16 protein-coding genes are annotated in these 16,970 nt (G+C 40.9%); 8 read left to right on the top strand and 8 right to left on the bottom strand.

What is annotated here, in order from left to right:
- Positions 1–42: 42 nt before the first annotated feature.
- The gene (locus tag CWB85_RS11390) at positions 43–912 is read left to right on the top strand and encodes a mechanosensitive ion channel family protein (RefSeq protein ID WP_016708847.1); all 870 of its coding nucleotides are present in this window, start codon (positions 43–45) and stop codon (positions 910–912) included.
- 85 nt (positions 913–997) lie between these two features.
- On the opposite strand, the gene CWB85_RS11385 is transcribed toward CWB85_RS11390, so the two are convergent.
- On the bottom strand, positions 998–1,546 hold the full coding sequence (locus CWB85_RS11385; protein WP_016708848.1) for an HdeD family acid-resistance protein: 549 nt from the start codon (positions 1,544–1,546) through the stop codon (positions 998–1,000).
- 206 nt (positions 1,547–1,752) lie between these two features.
- On the opposite strand from CWB85_RS11385, the gene CWB85_RS11380 reads away from it, so the two are divergent.
- The 6 genes from CWB85_RS11380 (at position 1,753) to yegD (ending at position 9,539) form a co-directional block, all read left to right on the top strand.
- The gene (locus tag CWB85_RS11380; RefSeq protein WP_138554938.1) at positions 1,753–3,453 is read left to right on the top strand and encodes a mechanosensitive ion channel family protein; all 1,701 of its coding nucleotides are present in this window, start codon (positions 1,753–1,755) and stop codon (positions 3,451–3,453) included.
- A gap of 379 nt (positions 3,454–3,832) precedes the next feature.
- Entirely contained in the window at positions 3,833–6,109 is a 2,277-nt protein-coding gene (locus CWB85_RS11375; protein ID WP_016708850.1) for a TonB-dependent receptor, read from the top strand.
- 106 nt (positions 6,110–6,215) lie between these two features.
- Complete coding sequence (locus tag CWB85_RS11370) at positions 6,216–6,515, top strand: hypothetical protein (RefSeq protein WP_016708851.1); 300 nt, start codon at positions 6,216–6,218, stop codon at positions 6,513–6,515.
- 55 nt (positions 6,516–6,570) lie between these two features.
- Positions 6,571–7,227: an HAD family hydrolase gene (locus CWB85_RS11365; RefSeq protein WP_016708852.1), complete on the top strand. Its 657-nt coding sequence runs from the start codon at positions 6,571–6,573 to the stop codon at positions 7,225–7,227.
- A gap of 33 nt (positions 7,228–7,260) precedes the next feature.
- The gene (locus tag CWB85_RS11360; protein ID WP_138554937.1) at positions 7,261–8,109 is read left to right on the top strand and encodes a DNA ligase; all 849 of its coding nucleotides are present in this window, start codon (positions 7,261–7,263) and stop codon (positions 8,107–8,109) included.
- A gap of 62 nt (positions 8,110–8,171) precedes the next feature.
- A complete protein-coding gene (yegD, locus tag CWB85_RS11355) occupies positions 8,172–9,539 on the top strand; it encodes a molecular chaperone (protein ID WP_138554936.1) in 1,368 nt (455 codons plus the stop codon).
- Positions 9,540–9,552: 13 nt separating this feature from the next.
- On the opposite strand, the gene CWB85_RS11350 is transcribed toward yegD, so the two are convergent.
- The 3 genes from CWB85_RS11350 to CWB85_RS11340 are packed head-to-tail and all read right to left on the bottom strand — an operon-like array spanning position 9,553 to position 11,869.
- Positions 9,553–10,017 (bottom strand): methylglyoxal synthase, encoded by a 465-nt coding sequence (locus CWB85_RS11350; protein ID WP_016708855.1) that lies wholly within the window; start codon positions 10,015–10,017, stop codon positions 9,553–9,555.
- Positions 10,018–10,035: 18 nt separating this feature from the next.
- Positions 10,036–10,671 carry a LysE family translocator gene (locus tag CWB85_RS11345; RefSeq protein WP_138554935.1) on the bottom strand — a complete coding sequence of 212 codons (636 nt, stop codon included), beginning with the start codon at positions 10,669–10,671 and terminating at the stop codon, positions 10,036–10,038.
- Positions 10,672–10,675: 4 nt separating this feature from the next.
- The gene (locus tag CWB85_RS11340) at positions 10,676–11,869 is read right to left on the bottom strand and encodes a multidrug effflux MFS transporter (protein ID WP_138554934.1); all 1,194 of its coding nucleotides are present in this window, start codon (positions 11,867–11,869) and stop codon (positions 10,676–10,678) included.
- A 159-nt stretch (positions 11,870–12,028) separates the two neighbouring features.
- Between CWB85_RS11340 and CWB85_RS11335 the strand changes: the two genes are divergently transcribed.
- Positions 12,029–12,514 (top strand): hotdog fold domain-containing protein, encoded by a 486-nt coding sequence (locus CWB85_RS11335; protein WP_029216143.1) that lies wholly within the window; start codon positions 12,029–12,031, stop codon positions 12,512–12,514.
- Positions 12,515–12,519: 5 nt separating this feature from the next.
- Here CWB85_RS11335 and CWB85_RS11330 read toward each other — a convergent pair whose 3' ends face one another.
- The 4 genes from CWB85_RS11330 to hppD all read right to left on the bottom strand — a co-directional run bounded on the left by CWB85_RS11330 (position 12,520) and on the right by hppD (position 16,807).
- On the bottom strand, positions 12,520–13,011 hold the full coding sequence (locus CWB85_RS11330) for a bactofilin family protein (protein ID WP_016708859.1): 492 nt from the start codon (positions 13,009–13,011) through the stop codon (positions 12,520–12,522).
- The gene (locus CWB85_RS11325; protein WP_016708860.1) at positions 13,001–14,152 is read right to left on the bottom strand and encodes a M23 family metallopeptidase; all 1,152 of its coding nucleotides are present in this window, start codon (positions 14,150–14,152) and stop codon (positions 13,001–13,003) included. The genes CWB85_RS11330 and CWB85_RS11325 overlap by 11 nt, the downstream gene beginning before the upstream one ends.
- 141 nt (positions 14,153–14,293) lie before the next feature.
- On the bottom strand, positions 14,294–15,607 hold the full coding sequence (gene fahA, locus CWB85_RS11320) for a fumarylacetoacetase (RefSeq protein ID WP_016708861.1): 1,314 nt from the start codon (positions 15,605–15,607) through the stop codon (positions 14,294–14,296).
- 153 nt (positions 15,608–15,760) lie between these two features.
- The gene (hppD, locus tag CWB85_RS11315) at positions 15,761–16,807 is read right to left on the bottom strand and encodes a 4-hydroxyphenylpyruvate dioxygenase (RefSeq protein ID WP_016708862.1); all 1,047 of its coding nucleotides are present in this window, start codon (positions 16,805–16,807) and stop codon (positions 15,761–15,763) included.
- Between the last annotated feature and the right edge of the window lie 163 nt (positions 16,808–16,970).

The following is a 16,970-nucleotide window of genomic DNA, read 5'->3' as shown; positions in this document are numbered from 1 at the left end:
TTAACCCTGAATAGGTCCAGTTTTATTTATTTTGGAAGATGTATGACATTAGAGTTAATCTCTCAGTATTTATCGTACGTAATTTTTAGCTATAACGACATTGAAATTACCGTGGCCAAAGTTATTCAAGTCCCATTGATACTGTTTGCAATGTGGTTTGTGGTTACTCGAATTGGTCGTTTAATTCGCAAAACATTGCTGGCGCGCAAAATGAACCCTGATGCGGTGCTGTTATTTACCCGTATCTATTTAGTATTAAGTATTGCGATATTAGTTTTTACTTCTTTAGAAGTGCTAAATATTCCCCTTACAGCATTTGCTTTTGTTTCTGGCGCTATTGCAATTGGGGTCGGGTTTGGCGCGCAAAATATCATTAATAACTTTATCAGCGGCTGGATCTTAATGTGGGAGCGGCCCATTCGTATTGGTGACTTTTTAGAAGTAGGAACGGCTAAAGGTGTGGTCGAAACGATTAATACTCGCTCAACTCGTATCCGCCGTAACGATGGTGTGCATATGTTGATCCCAAACAGCCAACTGCTCGAGAATACAGTAACTAACTGGACATTGATCGACCGTAATGCGCGTTCTTCGGTGAGTGTTGGAGTTGCTTATGGCTCAGATGTGCTACTAGTTGAACAACTAATTAAACAGGTATTAAGTGAACACCCAGCAATATTGCCCACTCCAGCATATTCAGTATTATTTGATGACTTTGCTGAGAGCTCTTTGGTCTTTAATGCCATCTTTTGGGTATGTGCAGAGTCAGAGAGCATGTTACGGCAAGTACGTAGTGATATTCGCTTTAGTATATATAAAGTGTTTGCAGAGCATAACGTTACGATTTCCTTCCCGCAGCGTGATATTCATATTGATGGTGAGATTGCCTTAACGCGACGACCATTAAAATAACGTAAATAGTGGTTAAGCAAAGCTTATTCACAAGATGATAAAAGTCGTTTATTACAACATGCAGTAAACGACTTTTTTGTATACGTTACTGCAGCTGCCCTATTTTCTTAAGCTTTAACGAGAACAGCACAATTAAGGCGCCAAACAGTACAGCATAAGTGGCGACTAACCAAAGTAGGGTATGGATCCCTGCACTTGGGTTAAAAATTAAATACAAGCCAAATAAAACCGATAGTGCACCAGTGATAATTAAAAGCCACTCACCAGAGATTTCAGCTCTTAGTTTAAGTGCGACAAAAATTTCAACCGCACCTATGGTAATGGCCCACGCAGCGACATAATAAAGCAATAATAGCGCGGTAACGTTGGGGGCAAACAGGGTAACAAGGCCTGCTATCACCGATAGCACACCACCGATGAGTAGCCAACGCCAGTAGGGGTTATTTTGTTTCGAGGTCCAAGCAACCCACACTCTAAGAATGCCATCAAATAAAAAATAGCCGGCAAAAAAAAGCAATATAATACTTAGCGAAGCGTTTGGTGCAAACCAAGTGATGACGCCAAAAATAATAGCAATTAAGCCGCGTATAAAGAGTACTGACCAGTTTTTTGAAAGTGTTGCGGTGAGATCCATCTTATTCCTTAGTGGTTGCGCTGAATTTAGTATTGTGGGCTAGCTCAATATATACGTTAGCTTGTGTCTACACTTAGGTCAAACTGATCGCTGATAAGATAGAAATTTTGGTTAAAAATTGTGTTATTCACTTTTAAATACGCGTTATCGCTTTTATAGTTAATAATAGATAGGCACTCAAAGCAAAATATACCAAGGAATTAATAATGGGTAAGCACTTTATTGCAATTTTAAAACTAATTGGCTTGTCCATTTTATTTAGTTTTAGCCTCAGTTCATTCGCCGAGCCTGAGGTAACCGTAAAATCTCTGATTGATAAAGAAAGCAAAGAAGCTGAAAGTAAAACCCCTGCAGAGCAAGGGGCTGAGGTGAAACAGGCACTAAAAGCGACAGCGGTAACATCTGCAGTGAAAGAAAAAGGAGAGGAGTTAAATATTGATTCCTTACCTTATGATGAATTTCATCGCATTACACCAAGCTCTGCTATGCAAGCTTATTTACGAGCCGCACGACAACGGGATTATGCGCTTGCCACAAACTACCTAGACTATCGAAACTTACCACCTGAAGTAAAGGCAATCGCACCTGAACTACTTGCTGAGCAACTGTCACTGGTATTTGACCGTACATTATGGATTGATATTGATACATTGAGTAAAAAGCCTGAGGGTAAAAAGAATGAAGCGGTACCAAGTTATCGAGATTTAGTGGCAGAAATCACCACATCACGGGGCCCGGTACAAGTTTTATTACAGCGTGTTCCTGATGAGAAAGGCGAAAACCGAGTTTGGAAAATTTCTAATGCAACAGTCAGTAAAATTCCATTTTTAGTTGATGAGTTTGGTTATAACGCGGTGGGAGAGTGGTTATATAACCACCTGCCTAAAACGGAGTTACTTGGGGTGATGCTCTGGCAATGGGTTTACTTTGCTGGCTCATTTACCGCCTTCTTTTTGATATCGGTACTGATAACGCGTATTTTTGCGGCCACTTTACATCGCTTTAGATCGAAAACCCCTAATGATGTTCTAGCCTTTATAAAAGGACCGATCTGTTTATTGTTAGCTGTATTGTTAGCGCGTTCGCTGCATGACGTTTCGAATGTGACGATTGCCGTTGTAGCACTGGCCCAGGGGAGCACCGTATTGCTGATTGCCTGGACTTGGGTATTTTTACGTAGTGTTGATATTGCTAAACATCGCTTATCAGAGCGCTTTATTGCACAAGATAAGCCACAAGCGGTATTTTTATTACGTCCAGCGAGTAATGTAATTAAAATGCTTATTGTGATCATTGCCATATTATTGTGGTTTGAAAACCTAGGTTTTAGTGCCACGACTTTACTCGCTGGTTTAGGGATCGGTGGCTTAGCGATTGCATTGGCTGCGCAAAAAACTGTAGAGAATATTATTGGTGCAATTACCTTATATGTTTCTGCGCCAGTGCGAATAGGCAGTTTATGTAAGTTTGGTGCAAACGTGGGGACTATAGAGGAAATCGGTTTGCGTGCAACGCGAATTCGCACGTTAGATCGTTCCGTTATCTATGTTGCTAATGCCAAATTTGTGGATATGCATTTAGAAAATATTTCTGAACGAGAGCGCATTGCTTTTCGACCCAATTTAATGCTCAGTGCCCAAACTAAACAAGTCGATTTACAGTCATTTATCAATGCGTGTAAACAGTTATTAGATGAGCATGAACACATTTGTGCCGATCCTTGTCGCGTGAAGTTTAAAGGGTTTACGCCATGGGCATTACAGATAGATGTATTAAGTTATGTAAATACCACCGATTTTGCATTGTATATGGAGGTCGTCGAGGAATTAAATATGGCAATTCTTGGATTACTTAATGAGCATAACTGTGAATTGGCAAAACCTGATCTAGCTCAGTTAAGTAATTAAGCTACAGATAAAGTGGAGGTTGATATGCAAATACGTATCAACCTCACTTATGTTGATCGGCTACATTTACACCCAAAAAATTAACAGGACAAATGTCCGCATAAAGTAAATAAAACTGCATAAAATCTCCAAACTTCGCTTATCATGGCGTTATTTGTTGTAAAAATCTTGTATTATTGTACATATTTATGCAGCAAAACTGTCATGAAGTGTTATAATCTTCATTGTTCGTTCAGCCTCACTATTTCGTTTTGCACTCTCGACAGTGAGGTCCGCGCAGCTTATTACAAGGCGCGAAAAATTGGCCGAGCCCGCTAAGTGAACTAGCGCAACACATCAACCGTTGAATAAGAGTGCACACAAAAGGCTAAACCCCAACATGAAAGCAATGAAAAGATCTACGTTAGCAACCCTAATTAATGCAACGTTGTTCTCTGCTGTAGCAGGTACTTCATTTTCTACTCTAGCAGCTGATGAGCAAGCTCCAGGTGCAAAAAGCAACCAATTAGAAGTTATCCAAGTTACCGCGCGTAAGCGTGTAGAAAACGCACAGGAAGTACCTGTTGCTGTTTCTGCGTTACAAGGCGATAAATTGGATGCATACAGCTCTGCTGGTATGGATGTTCGTTTTATGAATGCGAAAATTCCAAGCTTATCAATTGAATCTTCATATGGACGTACTTTCCCACGTTTTTATGTTCGTGGCTTAGGTAATACTGATTTTGATTTAAACGCTTCGCAGCCCGTGTCACTTGTTGTTGATGATGTGGTACAAGAAAATGCAATCCTAAAAGGCTTTCCTGTATTTGACGTAGAGCGTGTTGAAGTACTACGCGGCCCACAAGGCACATTATTTGGCCGTAACACACCTGCAGGTCTTGTTAAATTCGATTCTGTAAAACCTAGCCAAGAATTTGATGGGTTTAGCTCAGTATCATACGGTACAAATAACTCAATTGATTTTAGAGGTGCTGTTGGCGGCGGGTTAACAGAAAACCTATCGGCACGTGTATCGGTATTGTGGCAAGGTAAAGATGATTACATTGATAATCGCGCACCAGGCTTTGAACAAGACGACATTTTAGGTGGTTACACCGATCGCGCTGCACGTATCCAGTTCTTATATGAAAAAGATGATTTTTCAGCTTTATTAAACTACCACGTTCGTAATATGGAAGGTACACCAATCCCATTTTACGCGAACGCAATCAAAGCAGGTTCAAATGAGTTAGTTGATGGTTTTGATGCTGATGTGGTTTATCATAATGCTGCTGCACGTGAATTTCAGGTTGTTGACTCACAAGGGGCAAGCTTAAAACTTGAGTATGATTTCGCAAACCATACTTTAACTTCAATCACTGGTTGGGAAAGTGCTGAAGTAAACTCACGTGGCGATATTGATGGTGGTTATGTTGGCGGTCCTGGCGTTATTCCTTATCAATCTGAAAGTGAAAGTGGTTTACCAGATCACAACCAATATACACAAGAATTACGCTTAGCAAGTAACTTTGTTGGTGATTTTAATTACCAAGCTGGTCTATTTTACTTCGATGAGTCAGTGACTATCGAAAACTTTGGTTATGATACCTTAGCTGGTGGAACATTGAATGGTTATGTAAATCAGCAACAAGATACCAAAGCATGGGCTGTATTTGGCTCTGTTGATTACACCTTTAGTGATGATTTAAAAGTAACCGCTGGTCTTCGTTATTCAGACGATGATAAAGATTTCGTTGCTGTGCGTAAATTCGTTCCAGCTGATTTAAGTGAATGTAACTTTGACTTAATGCAATGCGAAACTGATATTATCCGTACTGAAGATGCCAGTGATGATCATATCAGCTGGGATTTATCAGCGACGTATAAATTAACCGATGATATGAATTTATATGGCCGTATTGCAAATACATTCCGCGCACCAAGTATCCAAGGCCGTATTACTTTCTCTGATGAGCTGACTAAAGCTGATTCAGAAACGGTAACCTCATACGAGACTGGGATTAAGTCAGACGTATTAGATGGTCGTGGTCGTGTAAATGCGACAATTTTTTATTACACAATGAATGATCAGCAATTAACTGCGGTTGGCGGTACCACTAATACAACCAGTCTATTAAATGCTGATAAAACGACAGGCTATGGTTTTGAGTTAGATACTGAGTGGGTATTAACAGATGAGTTAAATGCGACATTTAACTTAAGCTATAACAATACTGAGCTTAAAGATGACAGCATCGCGATTGCGGTGCCAGACCGTCCTACTTTAACAATCACAGATCCTATGGTTGATGGTAATGCTATCATCGATGGTAATAGTTTGCCGCACGCACCTGAGTGGATCTCTAACTTAACCCTACGCTATAGCAAAGAATTAGGTGATGGTGAGTTCTTTACTTACGCAGATGTTTCATACCGCAGTGAGATTAACTATTTCTTGTACGAGTCTGTAGAGTTTGAAGGTAAAGCACTTACTGAAGTAGGTCTTCGCAGTGGTTATGCATGGTCTGAAGGTGACTATGAGTATCAAGTAGCTGTTTTTGCACGTAACTTATTTGATAAGCAACAATCAATTGGTGCAATCGACTTTAATAACAATACTGCAATGGTTAACGAAGGGCGTTTTGTTGGCGCTGAATTTAAAGTTAACTTTTTCTAAGCAGATTGTTTAGTTATTTAAACCCGCTTTTTAAGCGGGTTTTTTCGTTTATATTACTAGTCGATACTGCTAAAGTAGCGCTAATTACATTTTAAAGAGAATTGTCATGGCTGGATTTTGGAATTACCGTGTAATCTTTTGTGAAGCAACTAAAGATGAAGCAGCACAATATCAAATTCATGAGGTTGAATATAACCTAAATGGTAAAGTAACAAATTGGTCAGAAACGGGTGCAGCGCCATTTGGTAACACCGTTGAAGAATTACAGGCCGACGCAGATCGTTTAAAAACCGCGTTTGAAAAGCCAGTTTTAAAAGTGGTTAGAAAAGAGCGTGGTTACGAGTTAGTCGATGTGCAAACCGGTGAAGAGGCATTTGCTGAGCCGCCAGCAGGCTTAACAGAATAACGATTAACTAAGGTGCCGAGTGCACCTTTTTTATTTTTTAATTAAAGGAATGAGGATGACTTTAAAAGCAGTATTATTCGATATGGATGGCACCTTAGTTGACTCTGAAAGTGTGCATTTTAATTGTTGGAATGATATTTTAGCGCCGTTTGGTGTGCGCTATGACGAAGATGATTTTTGTCAGCGATTTTCAGGTAGGCCAACGTTAGAAGCGGCAATTGAAGTCGTTAAACAGTATAACTTATCGGTATCACCACAGTGGCTTGCACAAGCTAAATATGATGCATTTGAGAAGTTTGTAGCAACAGATTTGCCATCATTAATGCCTTTTGCACAAGACGTATTACAAGCGGTCAAAGACAGCGGACTTAAAATGGCACTGGTGACAGGCAGTGCGCGCCATGAAGCGATACCCATTTTAAAGGGCTATGGCTTTTATGAATGGTTTGACTGTGTTGTCACCAAAGATGATGTACGCAATCCCAAGCCTGCCGGCGACCCATATTTATTGGCACTTTCAACCTTAGGTATTTCAGCCGAGCAAGCCATTGCGGTGGAAGATACACATACCGGCGTCACCGCTGCTACGAATGCAAAAGTAGCTGTGGTAGCCATACCCAATAAGCACACTTTAGAACATGACTTAAGTTTGGCATTTGCGCGGATGGATAATTTACAGCAACTATGGCAATGGGTACAAACTAAGCTATAGTTTAGTCTACTTGGCAATAAACAAGGGACTAACATGCTAAAGGGATTAATCATAGTGTGGCTGTTGCTCATCAGCTTTAACTGCTTCGCAACAAAGCCACCCATAATAGCAAATGCACAACTAGCCAAGGTGTATCAACAAGACAACGCCCCCGCCATTGAAAACTACTTAGTGAGTGAAAAATTTGATGGGGTGCGGGCTATTTGGACTGGCACTGAACTGATCACTCGTAACGATAACCTCATACATGCTCCTGCTTGGTTTGTAGCCGATTTACCGAATGTACGATTAGATGGCGAACTGTGGACCAAACACGGTGATTTTGCTGCACTCAGTGGTATTGTTCGTACTCAAAAACCACGAGATAGTGATTGGCAGAAGGTGACTTATCAAATTTTTGATATGCCAGATCAAACAAGCCCTTTTCAAACACGCTATGAAAATTACCTTAACTTAGTTAATCGTATAAACCGTCCACATATTCAGGCTGTGCAGCAGCACCACTTCAAAACAGAGCAAGCGCTATCGACCTTTTTTGAGCAGATAGTCCAACTAGGTGGTGAAGGGGTGATGCTGCACTTAGCGTCAGCTACACATAAAAGTGGTCGCAGTGATGCACTTTTAAAGTTAAAGCCTTATTTAGATAATGAAGCCGTGGTGATTGAGCATTTGCCCGGTAAGGGTAAGTACCAAGGCATGTTAGGAGCACTACGGGTAGAGACCGCTGAAGGCTTACAATTTAATATTGGCACAGGATTTACCGACCAACAACGGCAAGTACCGCCAAAAATTGGAGCAACAATCACCTATCGTTATCATGGTTTTACCAAAAATGGTGTGCCGCGCTTTGCCAGTTTTGTGCGCGAGCGTAAAGCTGAATAACGTTTAAAAAAATCGATAAGTATGCTAAATTGCGCGGCCTTTTGATAAGTAGTGGTGGCGAAATGTTTGTTGGTTTTGATTATGGTAGTTCAAATTGTGCAATGGGTGTAATGAATGCACAAAATGCTGTCGAGTTAGTACCGCTAGAACAAGGCAAGCATTATTTACCTTCTACTTTATACACTCATCATAGTGCCTTAGTGGTTGATTTTGTTGCTCAGCATTTAATGGGTACTGCATTTGAGCAAGACTTTAAAAGTCAGCGTCAGGCATTGTTAAATTCAATGGTGCGGATCAAGTCGGATTTAGATCTCGCAGCGGGTGAAGAAAGCCTTTTTATTGGTCGCGAAGCCATTAGCGAGTATGTGCAGTTTCCTGAAGAAGGCTATTTTGTTAAATCCCCTAAATCATTCTTTGGTGCCACAGGTTTAAAGCAAGGGCAAATCAACTTTTTTGAAGATATTGCCACCGCGATGATTTTAAAAATTAAACAACGTGCAGAGGCATCTTTACAAGACGCATTAACGCAGACCGTAATTGGCCGTCCTGTTAATTTTCAGGCAGTGGGTGGCGAAGAATCAAATCAACAAGCACTTGGCATTTTAGAGCGTGCTGCTAAACGCGCAGGCTTTAAAGACGTGGCGTTTTTGTATGAGCCGCTCGCAGCGGGCATTGATTATGAAAGCGACTTACAGCAGGATCAGAAAGTCTTAGTTATCGATATCGGCGGTGGTACCAGTGACTGCTCGTTTGTACAAATGGGCCCTAGTTTTCGTAACAGTAATGAACGTGACCAAGACTTTTTAGCCCACACTGGTAAACGTATTGGCGGTAATGATCTTGATATTGCGTTGAGCTATCATGCGTTGATGCCACTACTCGGGCTAGGCAGTAAGTTTAAATCGGGTTTACCCTTGCCTAATCAGCCGTTTTGGCAAGCATGCAAAATCAATGATGTAAATCTACAAAGTCAGTTTTATAGCCAGCAACACGCTCGCGAGTTACTCACTCAGCTGCGTGAAGTAGAAGCACCAGAGTTATTTCAACGATTGCTCGATTTACAGCAAAATAAGCAAGGTCATCAGTTAGTTCAACAAGGGGAAGCGGCAAAAATTGCCTTGTCATCAGCCACTGAGTTTAACTGTGAGCTTGGCTTTTTAGCACCGCAATTAAATAAAGTGTTATCCCGTGATGATTTAGCATTGGCGGTTGATGATGCAATCATGCAAATTGTTAGCTTAGCAAAGCAAGCAATTAAAGAGGCGGGCGCCGTGCCTGATGTTATTTACCTTACCGGTGGTAGCGCCCAATCACCGCTGATCAAAGCGGCGCTAGTTGAGCATTTAGGGAATATAAAAATGGTTAACGGTGATCACTTTGGCAGTGTCACCGCTGGACTCACTAAATGGGCAAGTATGCTTTATCGCTAAAATAGAGGCACTTTTATAGTGTCACTTGCCGGGTTGCCAGGTACTTTTCGTAATCTGGCAAGCTACGTTCAAGCTCTACATGCATTAATGATGAGCTTAATAACATATCAGCACTGACTTCATTACAGGCCACTGGAATATTCCATACCGCTGCTAGTCTCAATAATGCTTTAACATCAGGGTCATGAGGCTGAGAGGCGAGGGGATCCCAAAAGAAAATCAACATATGGATTTCGTGTTCGGCTATTTTTGCGCCTAATTGTTGATCGCCCCCCATAGGACCACTGAGTAATTTGATTACGTCAAGCCCGGTATTTTTCTCGATTAAGTGACCCGTAGTACCTGTGCCATATAATGTATGCTGACTCAAGTTGTCACGATGTTTATTACACCACGCTTGCAATGCGGTTTTCTTTCCATCATGAGCGACTAGGGCAATATTTTTTTTTGCGGGTAATATTTGTTGTTTTTGTTCCATGCTGACTCTTATTATTTTTTACACTAAAAGGTTAATAGCAAGTGCTATAAACACAATACCTGTAATTCGGTCTATCCACAATTGAGTATTTGGGTTGTTCCTGAAATAACCGGCTATTTTATCGCCAAAGTAAATATAAGTGCAATCAATTGGGAACGCAAAAATAGGGTAAAGCAAGCCAAAAAAAGCGAGTTGGGATGTGGTTGAGCTCGATAAACTGGGATCAACAAACTGAGGTATAAAAGCAATAAAAAACAGCGCAACTTTTGGGTTGAGCACTTCTGTCATCATCGCTTGGAACATGACATTTTTCTTTTTGCTGGTGCTTACATGGGGTTTATCCCCGCAGTCGTCAGCTATAGTGATAAAGGTGCTTTTTAGCATCATTACGCCTAAGTAACATAAATAGCCGGCACCCGCATATTGCACTGTAGTGTAAGCAAGCTCTGATGCTTTTAAAATTGCAGTTAAACCAACCACAGCAAACAAGGTATGTACCACCCCTCCTAGCGCAAAGCCAAATGCACTTTGTAAACCTGCAGAGCGGCCATTGGCAAAAGTTTGCGCCATTAAAAAAGCGTTTGAGGGCCCCGGCGCCACGGCAATTAAAAAGCTGGCTGTTAAAAAGGAGAGTAAAAATTCATAATTTATCATTGTGTTAAGTATTCTTTGGATGGTAGGCGTGGGCTTTATTGCTCAGCAGTATAGCCCATAGGGGGAGTAATAATAATAAGTGAAACGCAATAAATTCTGGCGCATTAAAAGGCAATACTTGGGTGAGCATGACCAGCACTCCTGCACCGCTCATTTGCATTAAGCCAATTAATGCGGATGCGGTGCCAGCCTGTTTAGCAAAGTGTGATAATGCCATACCAGCTGCCGAGCCTAAACTGAGTGAAAAACCTAAGGCAGCAATAAGCACGGGTAACATAAAGGTAAAGGCACTTTTAAATTGGCCAAGTATTAAAATTAACACACCTGAAAAAATTAATAAGCTCATACCTAAGCGTAACGCTTTTTGGCTGTGCCGCTTAATATATAATGGGGCAATAAAACTGGCGACAATACTGACAACTGCATTGAGTGTGAACCAAAATGTAAAGTCTGCCACTGAGCCGCCAAGCTCAGTCATGATCCAACCAGGAGCTAAGGTCACAAAGGCCAAGATTGCTGACATTGCCACCATACAAATTAAGCTATTAAAAAGGAAAATAGGCGTGGTGATGATGGGAATAAAACGGCGTAAATCCAAAATATGCCCTTCATAGTAACTATCAGCCGGACGTGTTTCTTTAAAGTACATTGCAGTGATTATTAATCCACAACAGGCAAACCCAGCCAAAAATAAGAAGTTCATTCGCCAGCCAAATTGGACGGTGAGCCAAGCGCCTAAAATGGGTGCCAATGCTGGAATAAAACAAACAATACCATTTAGGTAGGTGATCATTTGGCCGCTTTTCGCACTGCCATAAGTATCACGAACAATCGCAAATGCCACCACAAATGTGGCACATGCGCCAAAGCCTTGCAGAGCGCGGGCTAGCATTAAAAGAGCAAAATTTGGCGCAAAGTAGGCTAACAATGCAGAGCAGCCATAAAGTGTAATACCAAATAAGGCGATTGGACGCCGCCCAAACTTATCAGCTAAAGGGCCAGCTATAAGTTGTCCTAAGCCAACAGTAAGCATAAATATAGCAACAGTAAGTTGCACTTGCTGTTCATCAATATATAACGCGTGAGCTATATTAGGAAAGGCTGGTAAATATATATCAATCGCTAACGGACAAAATATGACCAAAAGGGCGAGGGTGAAAATAATACTAAGCTGGTTATGGCGATTGGTTGTGGGCATGAGTACTCCTTATGCCGCGTATTTTAGGCACCCAACAGCAAAAAAGAAAGGGCATTTGACCCCTCTTGCTGAATATTGCTGACGAGCAAAGGGAAATACTCTTTTTTAAACTGGTCTGATGTGTTAATTTGCAAACAGCTATCTACAATGAGAAAAATGATGAGTAATAAATCAGCAGTTTTAACAGCATGGCGTACTTTTAAACGCTTACCGTTTGGGAATTGGCTATTTACTAAAGTAGTGTGCTTTAAAGCCCCTTACTTTGGCTCAATGAAACCTTATGTATTGGATTTACGTGATGGGCATTGCAGTGCCGTGGTAAAAAATCGTCGCTGTGTACATAATCACATTGGTACTATTCACGCTATCGCACAGTGTAATCTTGCAGAGCTATGTGCTGGGGTAATGGTTGATGCAACGGTGCCTTATAAAACGCATCGTTGGATCCCTAAGTGCATGACGGCAAATTATTTGGCCAAAGTAGACACAGATGTAACTGCGGTAGCAGAGATCCCAATGCCAAGGCAGTGGCTAGATAAAGAAGATTTAGTAGTGCCCGTTAAGCTTTATAATACCCGCAATGAACTAGTGTTCACCGCAGATATTACGATGTACATTACTAAGAAAACAGAAAAGAAAAAATAAACCGCTTACTCTTTTTCTGCGGCTTGCTTATTAAAAAATGACAGGTCGTTATCAGCAGTGCTTAGTACTGATGCGAGTTCAGGTTTTGACTCTGTACTATGGGTAACTAACTCAACGGTTTCAGCTTCGTGGCGTTGTTTTAAGTTACCTTCGATAATCGCTCCAGCATCAATACTGAGAGTATCTTGGTAAACGTCACCATGTACTTGTGCTGAGCGTTCAATGACGACTTTACTAGCATTGAGTGAGCCAATTATCTTGCCTTTGACAATTACGCTTTCAGCAATTACAGAGCCTTCTACACAGCCTGTATTACCGATCACTAAATGATTAACACGCACATCACCATCAATGCGTCCATCAAGTTGCACTTCACCTTGGCTGATCAAGCTACCCGTTAAACGAACATCTTCAGAAATGATCGATGGCGTGTGGTTGGTTCTTTTTAATTGTGAATCAGAAGAACTACTTACAGTTGATTTTTTTTTACCGAACACGAGAAAGCGCCTTTGTTATTTTTACAGGGTTGACATGTTTGTCGTTAAGTAACACTTCATAGTGTAGATGAGTACCAGTACTTCTGCCAGTGCTGCCCATTAAGCCAATAACATCATTTTTAGCAACGGTTTGGCCTTTTTTTACTTTGATTTTATTTAAGTGACCAAAGCGAGTTACAAAACCATTTTTATGTTGTAATTCAATAAAGTTTCCATAACCACCATTACGTCCTGCGCGTAGCACTGTGCCATCTGCAGGGGCAAAAATTTCGGTTTTATGCCAGCCCGCTAAATCAACACCTTTGTGAAAAGCGTGACGGTTATTAACGGGATCTTTACGCAGCCCAAAACTGCTCGAAATATAGTAGTTTGCAGCAGGCAGAGTTTGCGGTAACTCGCTGAGAAGGTTTTCGAGATTGTTTAAGGCAAGTAACTTATCGGCAATGGCTAAAAATTCAGTCGGAATTTTGGACTCATCAAATAAATCCAGCGGACCACCTTGGGCTGTTTCTGACACTTCACCACTAAGGCGACGGGATAAGGCAGTATCAAGTCCTGCACCTTTTAGCATTGTTAAAATATCGCGATGGCGCAACTCTATTTGCTGCTCGATTTGTAGAAAGCTTTGTAAGTAATGTGCCTCGAGTTGCGTAATGCGCTGTTCAACAGACTGTACACTAACTTGGGCACTGTCAGGGCTTTTTTCATCAACGAGAGGCTCATGAAAATCGCCTTGTAATTCTTTAGTGTCGATATTCTCAATTGTTGCGGCATCGTCGATTGGATTGCTCATCGACTCGGGTAGAGAATCGATCATGCTTTGTAATAAAGCTTGTTTTTGTTCAAGTACCGCAAGCTGTGCGAGTTGTTTTTCGTATTGCTGCTGTTGCTGCTCTTTTTGAAGCTGCCACTGTTGTTGCTTTGATAGTTGGCTTTGTTCAATATCGGAGATTTTGTTGGTTTGCGAATAAATTTGTAAAGTAGATATGGTCAACCAGGCTAAAGCAATTAAAACAACTACTACAGCTGAAACTTGTAACCAAGGGGCTAATATCACATGTTTAACCTCACCATTTTGGCGGATCAACAACTGTCTAGCTGGGAATAGTTTGTGATAAAAAGACTTAATAAATGCTGACATGGCTTATAAATACTGGCTATTAACCGAATTAAGATAGCAATCTGAGCTGAAAAAGCCAGTAAAAAATTGTAATTTATCTTAAAAAAGGAGGCATTGGTCGCCTCCTTCAAAAAATATATTTAATAAACGTTTACAATTTAGTTACTTAGCAGGCAGAACCGTACCTTCAACGCTACCGAAACCAATACGTGCAAAACCGTCTTTTTCACACCAACCACGCATAATTACGTTATCGCCATCTTCTAAGAAGCTACGTTGCTCACCGTTATTAAGCGTGATTTTCTCTTTGCCACCACGAGAAAGTTCAAGTAAAGAACCTGCTTCTTCATGCGTTGGCCCAGATTGTGTACCAGAGCCTAACATATCACCAGGCATAAAATTACAGCCATTTACAGTGTGGTGAGTAACCATTTGTGCCACTGTCCAGTATGAATGTTTAAAGCTTGACTTAGATACCTGTGAAGGCGCTGCACCTTGTTCACGCATTTTTGCGGTCTCAATTTGTACATCCATTTTAATATCAAAGGCACCAAGCTCACGGTTTTTGCTTGATTCTAGATAGTCTAATGGTTGCGGATCGTTTTCATCCCGTGTCCATGATGTTCTAAAAGGTGCTAATGCTTCTGTTGTAACAATCCAAGGTGATACAGTTGATGCAAAGTTTTTCGCTAGGAATGGCCCAAGTGGTTGGTATTCCCATGCTTGTAAATCACGCGCTGACCAGTCATTGAACACACAAAAGCCAAATACATGGTTTTCAGCATTTTCAATTGCAATCGCATCGCCTAATTCGTTACCTTTACCTAAGTAAATGCCTAGCTCTAATTCATAATCTAAACGTTTACATGGGCCAAGTGATGGCACGTCTGCGTCTGGCGCTTTAGTTTGACCATTTGGGCGATGAAAGGTTTGTCCAGATACATCAATTGATGAAGAGCGGCCGTGATAACCAATAGGCACCCACTTATAGTTAGGAAGTAGTGGGTTATCAGGACGGAATAGACTACCGACAGCTGTTGCATGGTAAATTGATGTATAAAAGTCAGTGTAATCGCCAATACGACATGGTAATGCAAACTCAATATCAGCTTGGGCAATTAATGCCTCGCTTAACTTAGCTTGCTCTGCTGCACCTTCGCGTAGTGCTTTTGATAACGCTAAACGCAGCGCTGACCAGTATTGCTGACCAAGACCCATAAATTCATTTAACGTTGCTTGGCTGGCAGCAGCTACGGCGGTTTGTGCATCGCCTGAGAAAATAGCCAGTTCGTTTACTTTGGCAAGGTCGATCACTTGGTCGCCAATGGCAACAGCACCACGAAATGCTTCGTCAGAGTTCTTACGACGTACTTCTGCAAATGGTAAGTTTTGAATAGGGAAGTCACAGTTTGCAACATTCGCTGAGGCTACCCAGCTAGTTAAATTTATATCATGGGTTTCGTTAATTAAACTCATTACATTTCCTTTGGTTTAGTCAGTCGCGCTTTACAGTGGATATGGTGATGATTAGCGCGATTTAAACAGTGAAAATTAGATTGTCATTTATAAAATAGATTAAACGACAAAAAGCAGCGAGATACGCTGCTTTTTAAATTTATAATGCGGTGTTTATAAAACGCCGCGACGCTCTTGGTCACGTTCGATTGATTCGAACAGCGCTTGGAAGTTACCTTCACCAAAACCACCGTCATCAACACGTTGGATCATTTCAATAAAGATTGGGCCAAATAAGTTTTTAGAGAAAATTTGCAATAAGTAGCAATCTTCACTTTGGCTATCTACTAGAATTTGATGTTCACGGATTTTCTCTTTGTCTTCTTTTACCCAAGGTACGCGGTCAAAAATAGTGTCGTAGTACTCAGGGATGATATCAAGAGTCGCAATCGTTGATTTATCAAGCTTATCTAATGAGCTAACTAAGTCATCAGTTAAGAATGCTAAATGCTGAACGCCAGGACCATTGTATTCACCAAGGTATTCATCAATTTGGTTGTTATCGTTGCCTTTACCTTCATTAATTGGAATAGAGAAGGTGCCGCACGGTGATTTTAGTGCGTAAGAAAGTAACGCGGTTTTTTGACCTTTGATGTCAAAGTAACGAACTTCAGTAAAACCAAATACGTCTTTATAAAAGTTAGCCCATGTTTCCATAGTGCCTTTATAAACGTTATTAGTTAGGTGATCGATACGGATAAACCCTTTATCAGCAACGATATTTTGCTCATTTAAATCTTCAAAATCTTGCTCATAAATAGAACCTTTATCGCCAAACTGCTCGATAAAATAAATTAAGCTGTCACCAATACCGTAAATTGCTGGGTATGGTAAGTCTTTATGAGTAGACTCCGTAGCAGGTTTTGCACCTCGTGCCACAGCGGTATCGAATGCGTGTTGGGCATTCTCTACACGCCAGCCCATAGAGCAAATTGCAGGGCCATGGCTTTTCGCAAACTCTGCTGAGAAACCATCACGTTCATTATTTAGTAAAAAGTGAATATCGTTTTGGTTGTAATAAACAATGTCTTTACCTTTGAATGTTTTTAGTTTTGAAAAACCAAAATCGGTAAACACTTTATCCATATAATCTGCATCAGGTGTAGCGTATTCAGTAAACTCAATACCTACCAAACCTAAAGGGTTAGTTACTTCACTCATTATAATTCTCCCGCAATAAGCACTGCGTCTTGTTGTGTCTGATGCGCAGATAATTAACCATAACGAGTAAAAGGGGAAGAGCCCGCATCTATTTAGCTAACAGGCTATTTGTAAATTAAATGGGACGATCATTTAAAAATGTAGATGGAATAGGGGAAGCTGT

Source organism: Pseudoalteromonas sp. S1727 (assembly GCF_005886375.1).
Lineage (GTDB): Bacteria > Pseudomonadota > Gammaproteobacteria > Enterobacterales > Alteromonadaceae > Pseudoalteromonas > Pseudoalteromonas haloplanktis.
Note: the sequence above shows the minus strand (reverse complement) of the source record. Positions and strands in the feature narration are given on the sequence as shown.

Excerpts from the sequence above, each read along its gene's own strand:
- CWB85_RS11390 (WP_016708847.1), top strand. The coding sequence starts at position 43 with ATGACATTAGAGTTAATCTCTCAGTATTTATCGTACGTAATTTTTAGC.
- CWB85_RS11385 (WP_016708848.1), bottom strand. The coding sequence starts at position 1,546 with ATGGATCTCACCGCAACACTTTCAAAAAACTGGTCAGTACTCTTTATA.
- CWB85_RS11380 (WP_138554938.1), top strand. The coding sequence starts at position 1,753 with ATGGGTAAGCACTTTATTGCAATTTTAAAACTAATTGGCTTGTCCATT.
- CWB85_RS11375 (WP_016708850.1), top strand. The coding sequence starts at position 3,833 with ATGAAAGCAATGAAAAGATCTACGTTAGCAACCCTAATTAATGCAACG.
- CWB85_RS11370 (WP_016708851.1), top strand. The coding sequence starts at position 6,216 with ATGGCTGGATTTTGGAATTACCGTGTAATCTTTTGTGAAGCAACTAAA.
- CWB85_RS11365 (WP_016708852.1), top strand. The coding sequence starts at position 6,571 with ATGACTTTAAAAGCAGTATTATTCGATATGGATGGCACCTTAGTTGAC.
- CWB85_RS11360 (WP_138554937.1), top strand. The coding sequence starts at position 7,261 with ATGCTAAAGGGATTAATCATAGTGTGGCTGTTGCTCATCAGCTTTAAC.
- yegD (WP_138554936.1), top strand. The coding sequence starts at position 8,172 with ATGTTTGTTGGTTTTGATTATGGTAGTTCAAATTGTGCAATGGGTGTA.
- CWB85_RS11350 (WP_016708855.1), bottom strand. The coding sequence starts at position 10,017 with ATGGAACAAAAACAACAAATATTACCCGCAAAAAAAAATATTGCCCTA.
- CWB85_RS11345 (WP_138554935.1), bottom strand. The coding sequence starts at position 10,671 with ATGATAAATTATGAATTTTTACTCTCCTTTTTAACAGCCAGCTTTTTA.
- CWB85_RS11340 (WP_138554934.1), bottom strand. The coding sequence starts at position 11,869 with ATGCCCACAACCAATCGCCATAACCAGCTTAGTATTATTTTCACCCTC.
- CWB85_RS11335 (WP_029216143.1), top strand. The coding sequence starts at position 12,029 with ATGAGTAATAAATCAGCAGTTTTAACAGCATGGCGTACTTTTAAACGC.
- CWB85_RS11325 (WP_016708860.1), bottom strand. The coding sequence starts at position 14,152 with ATGTCAGCATTTATTAAGTCTTTTTATCACAAACTATTCCCAGCTAGA.
- fahA (WP_016708861.1), bottom strand. The coding sequence starts at position 15,607 with ATGAGTTTAATTAACGAAACCCATGATATAAATTTAACTAGCTGGGTA.
- hppD (WP_016708862.1), bottom strand. The coding sequence starts at position 16,807 with ATGAGTGAAGTAACTAACCCTTTAGGTTTGGTAGGTATTGAGTTTACT.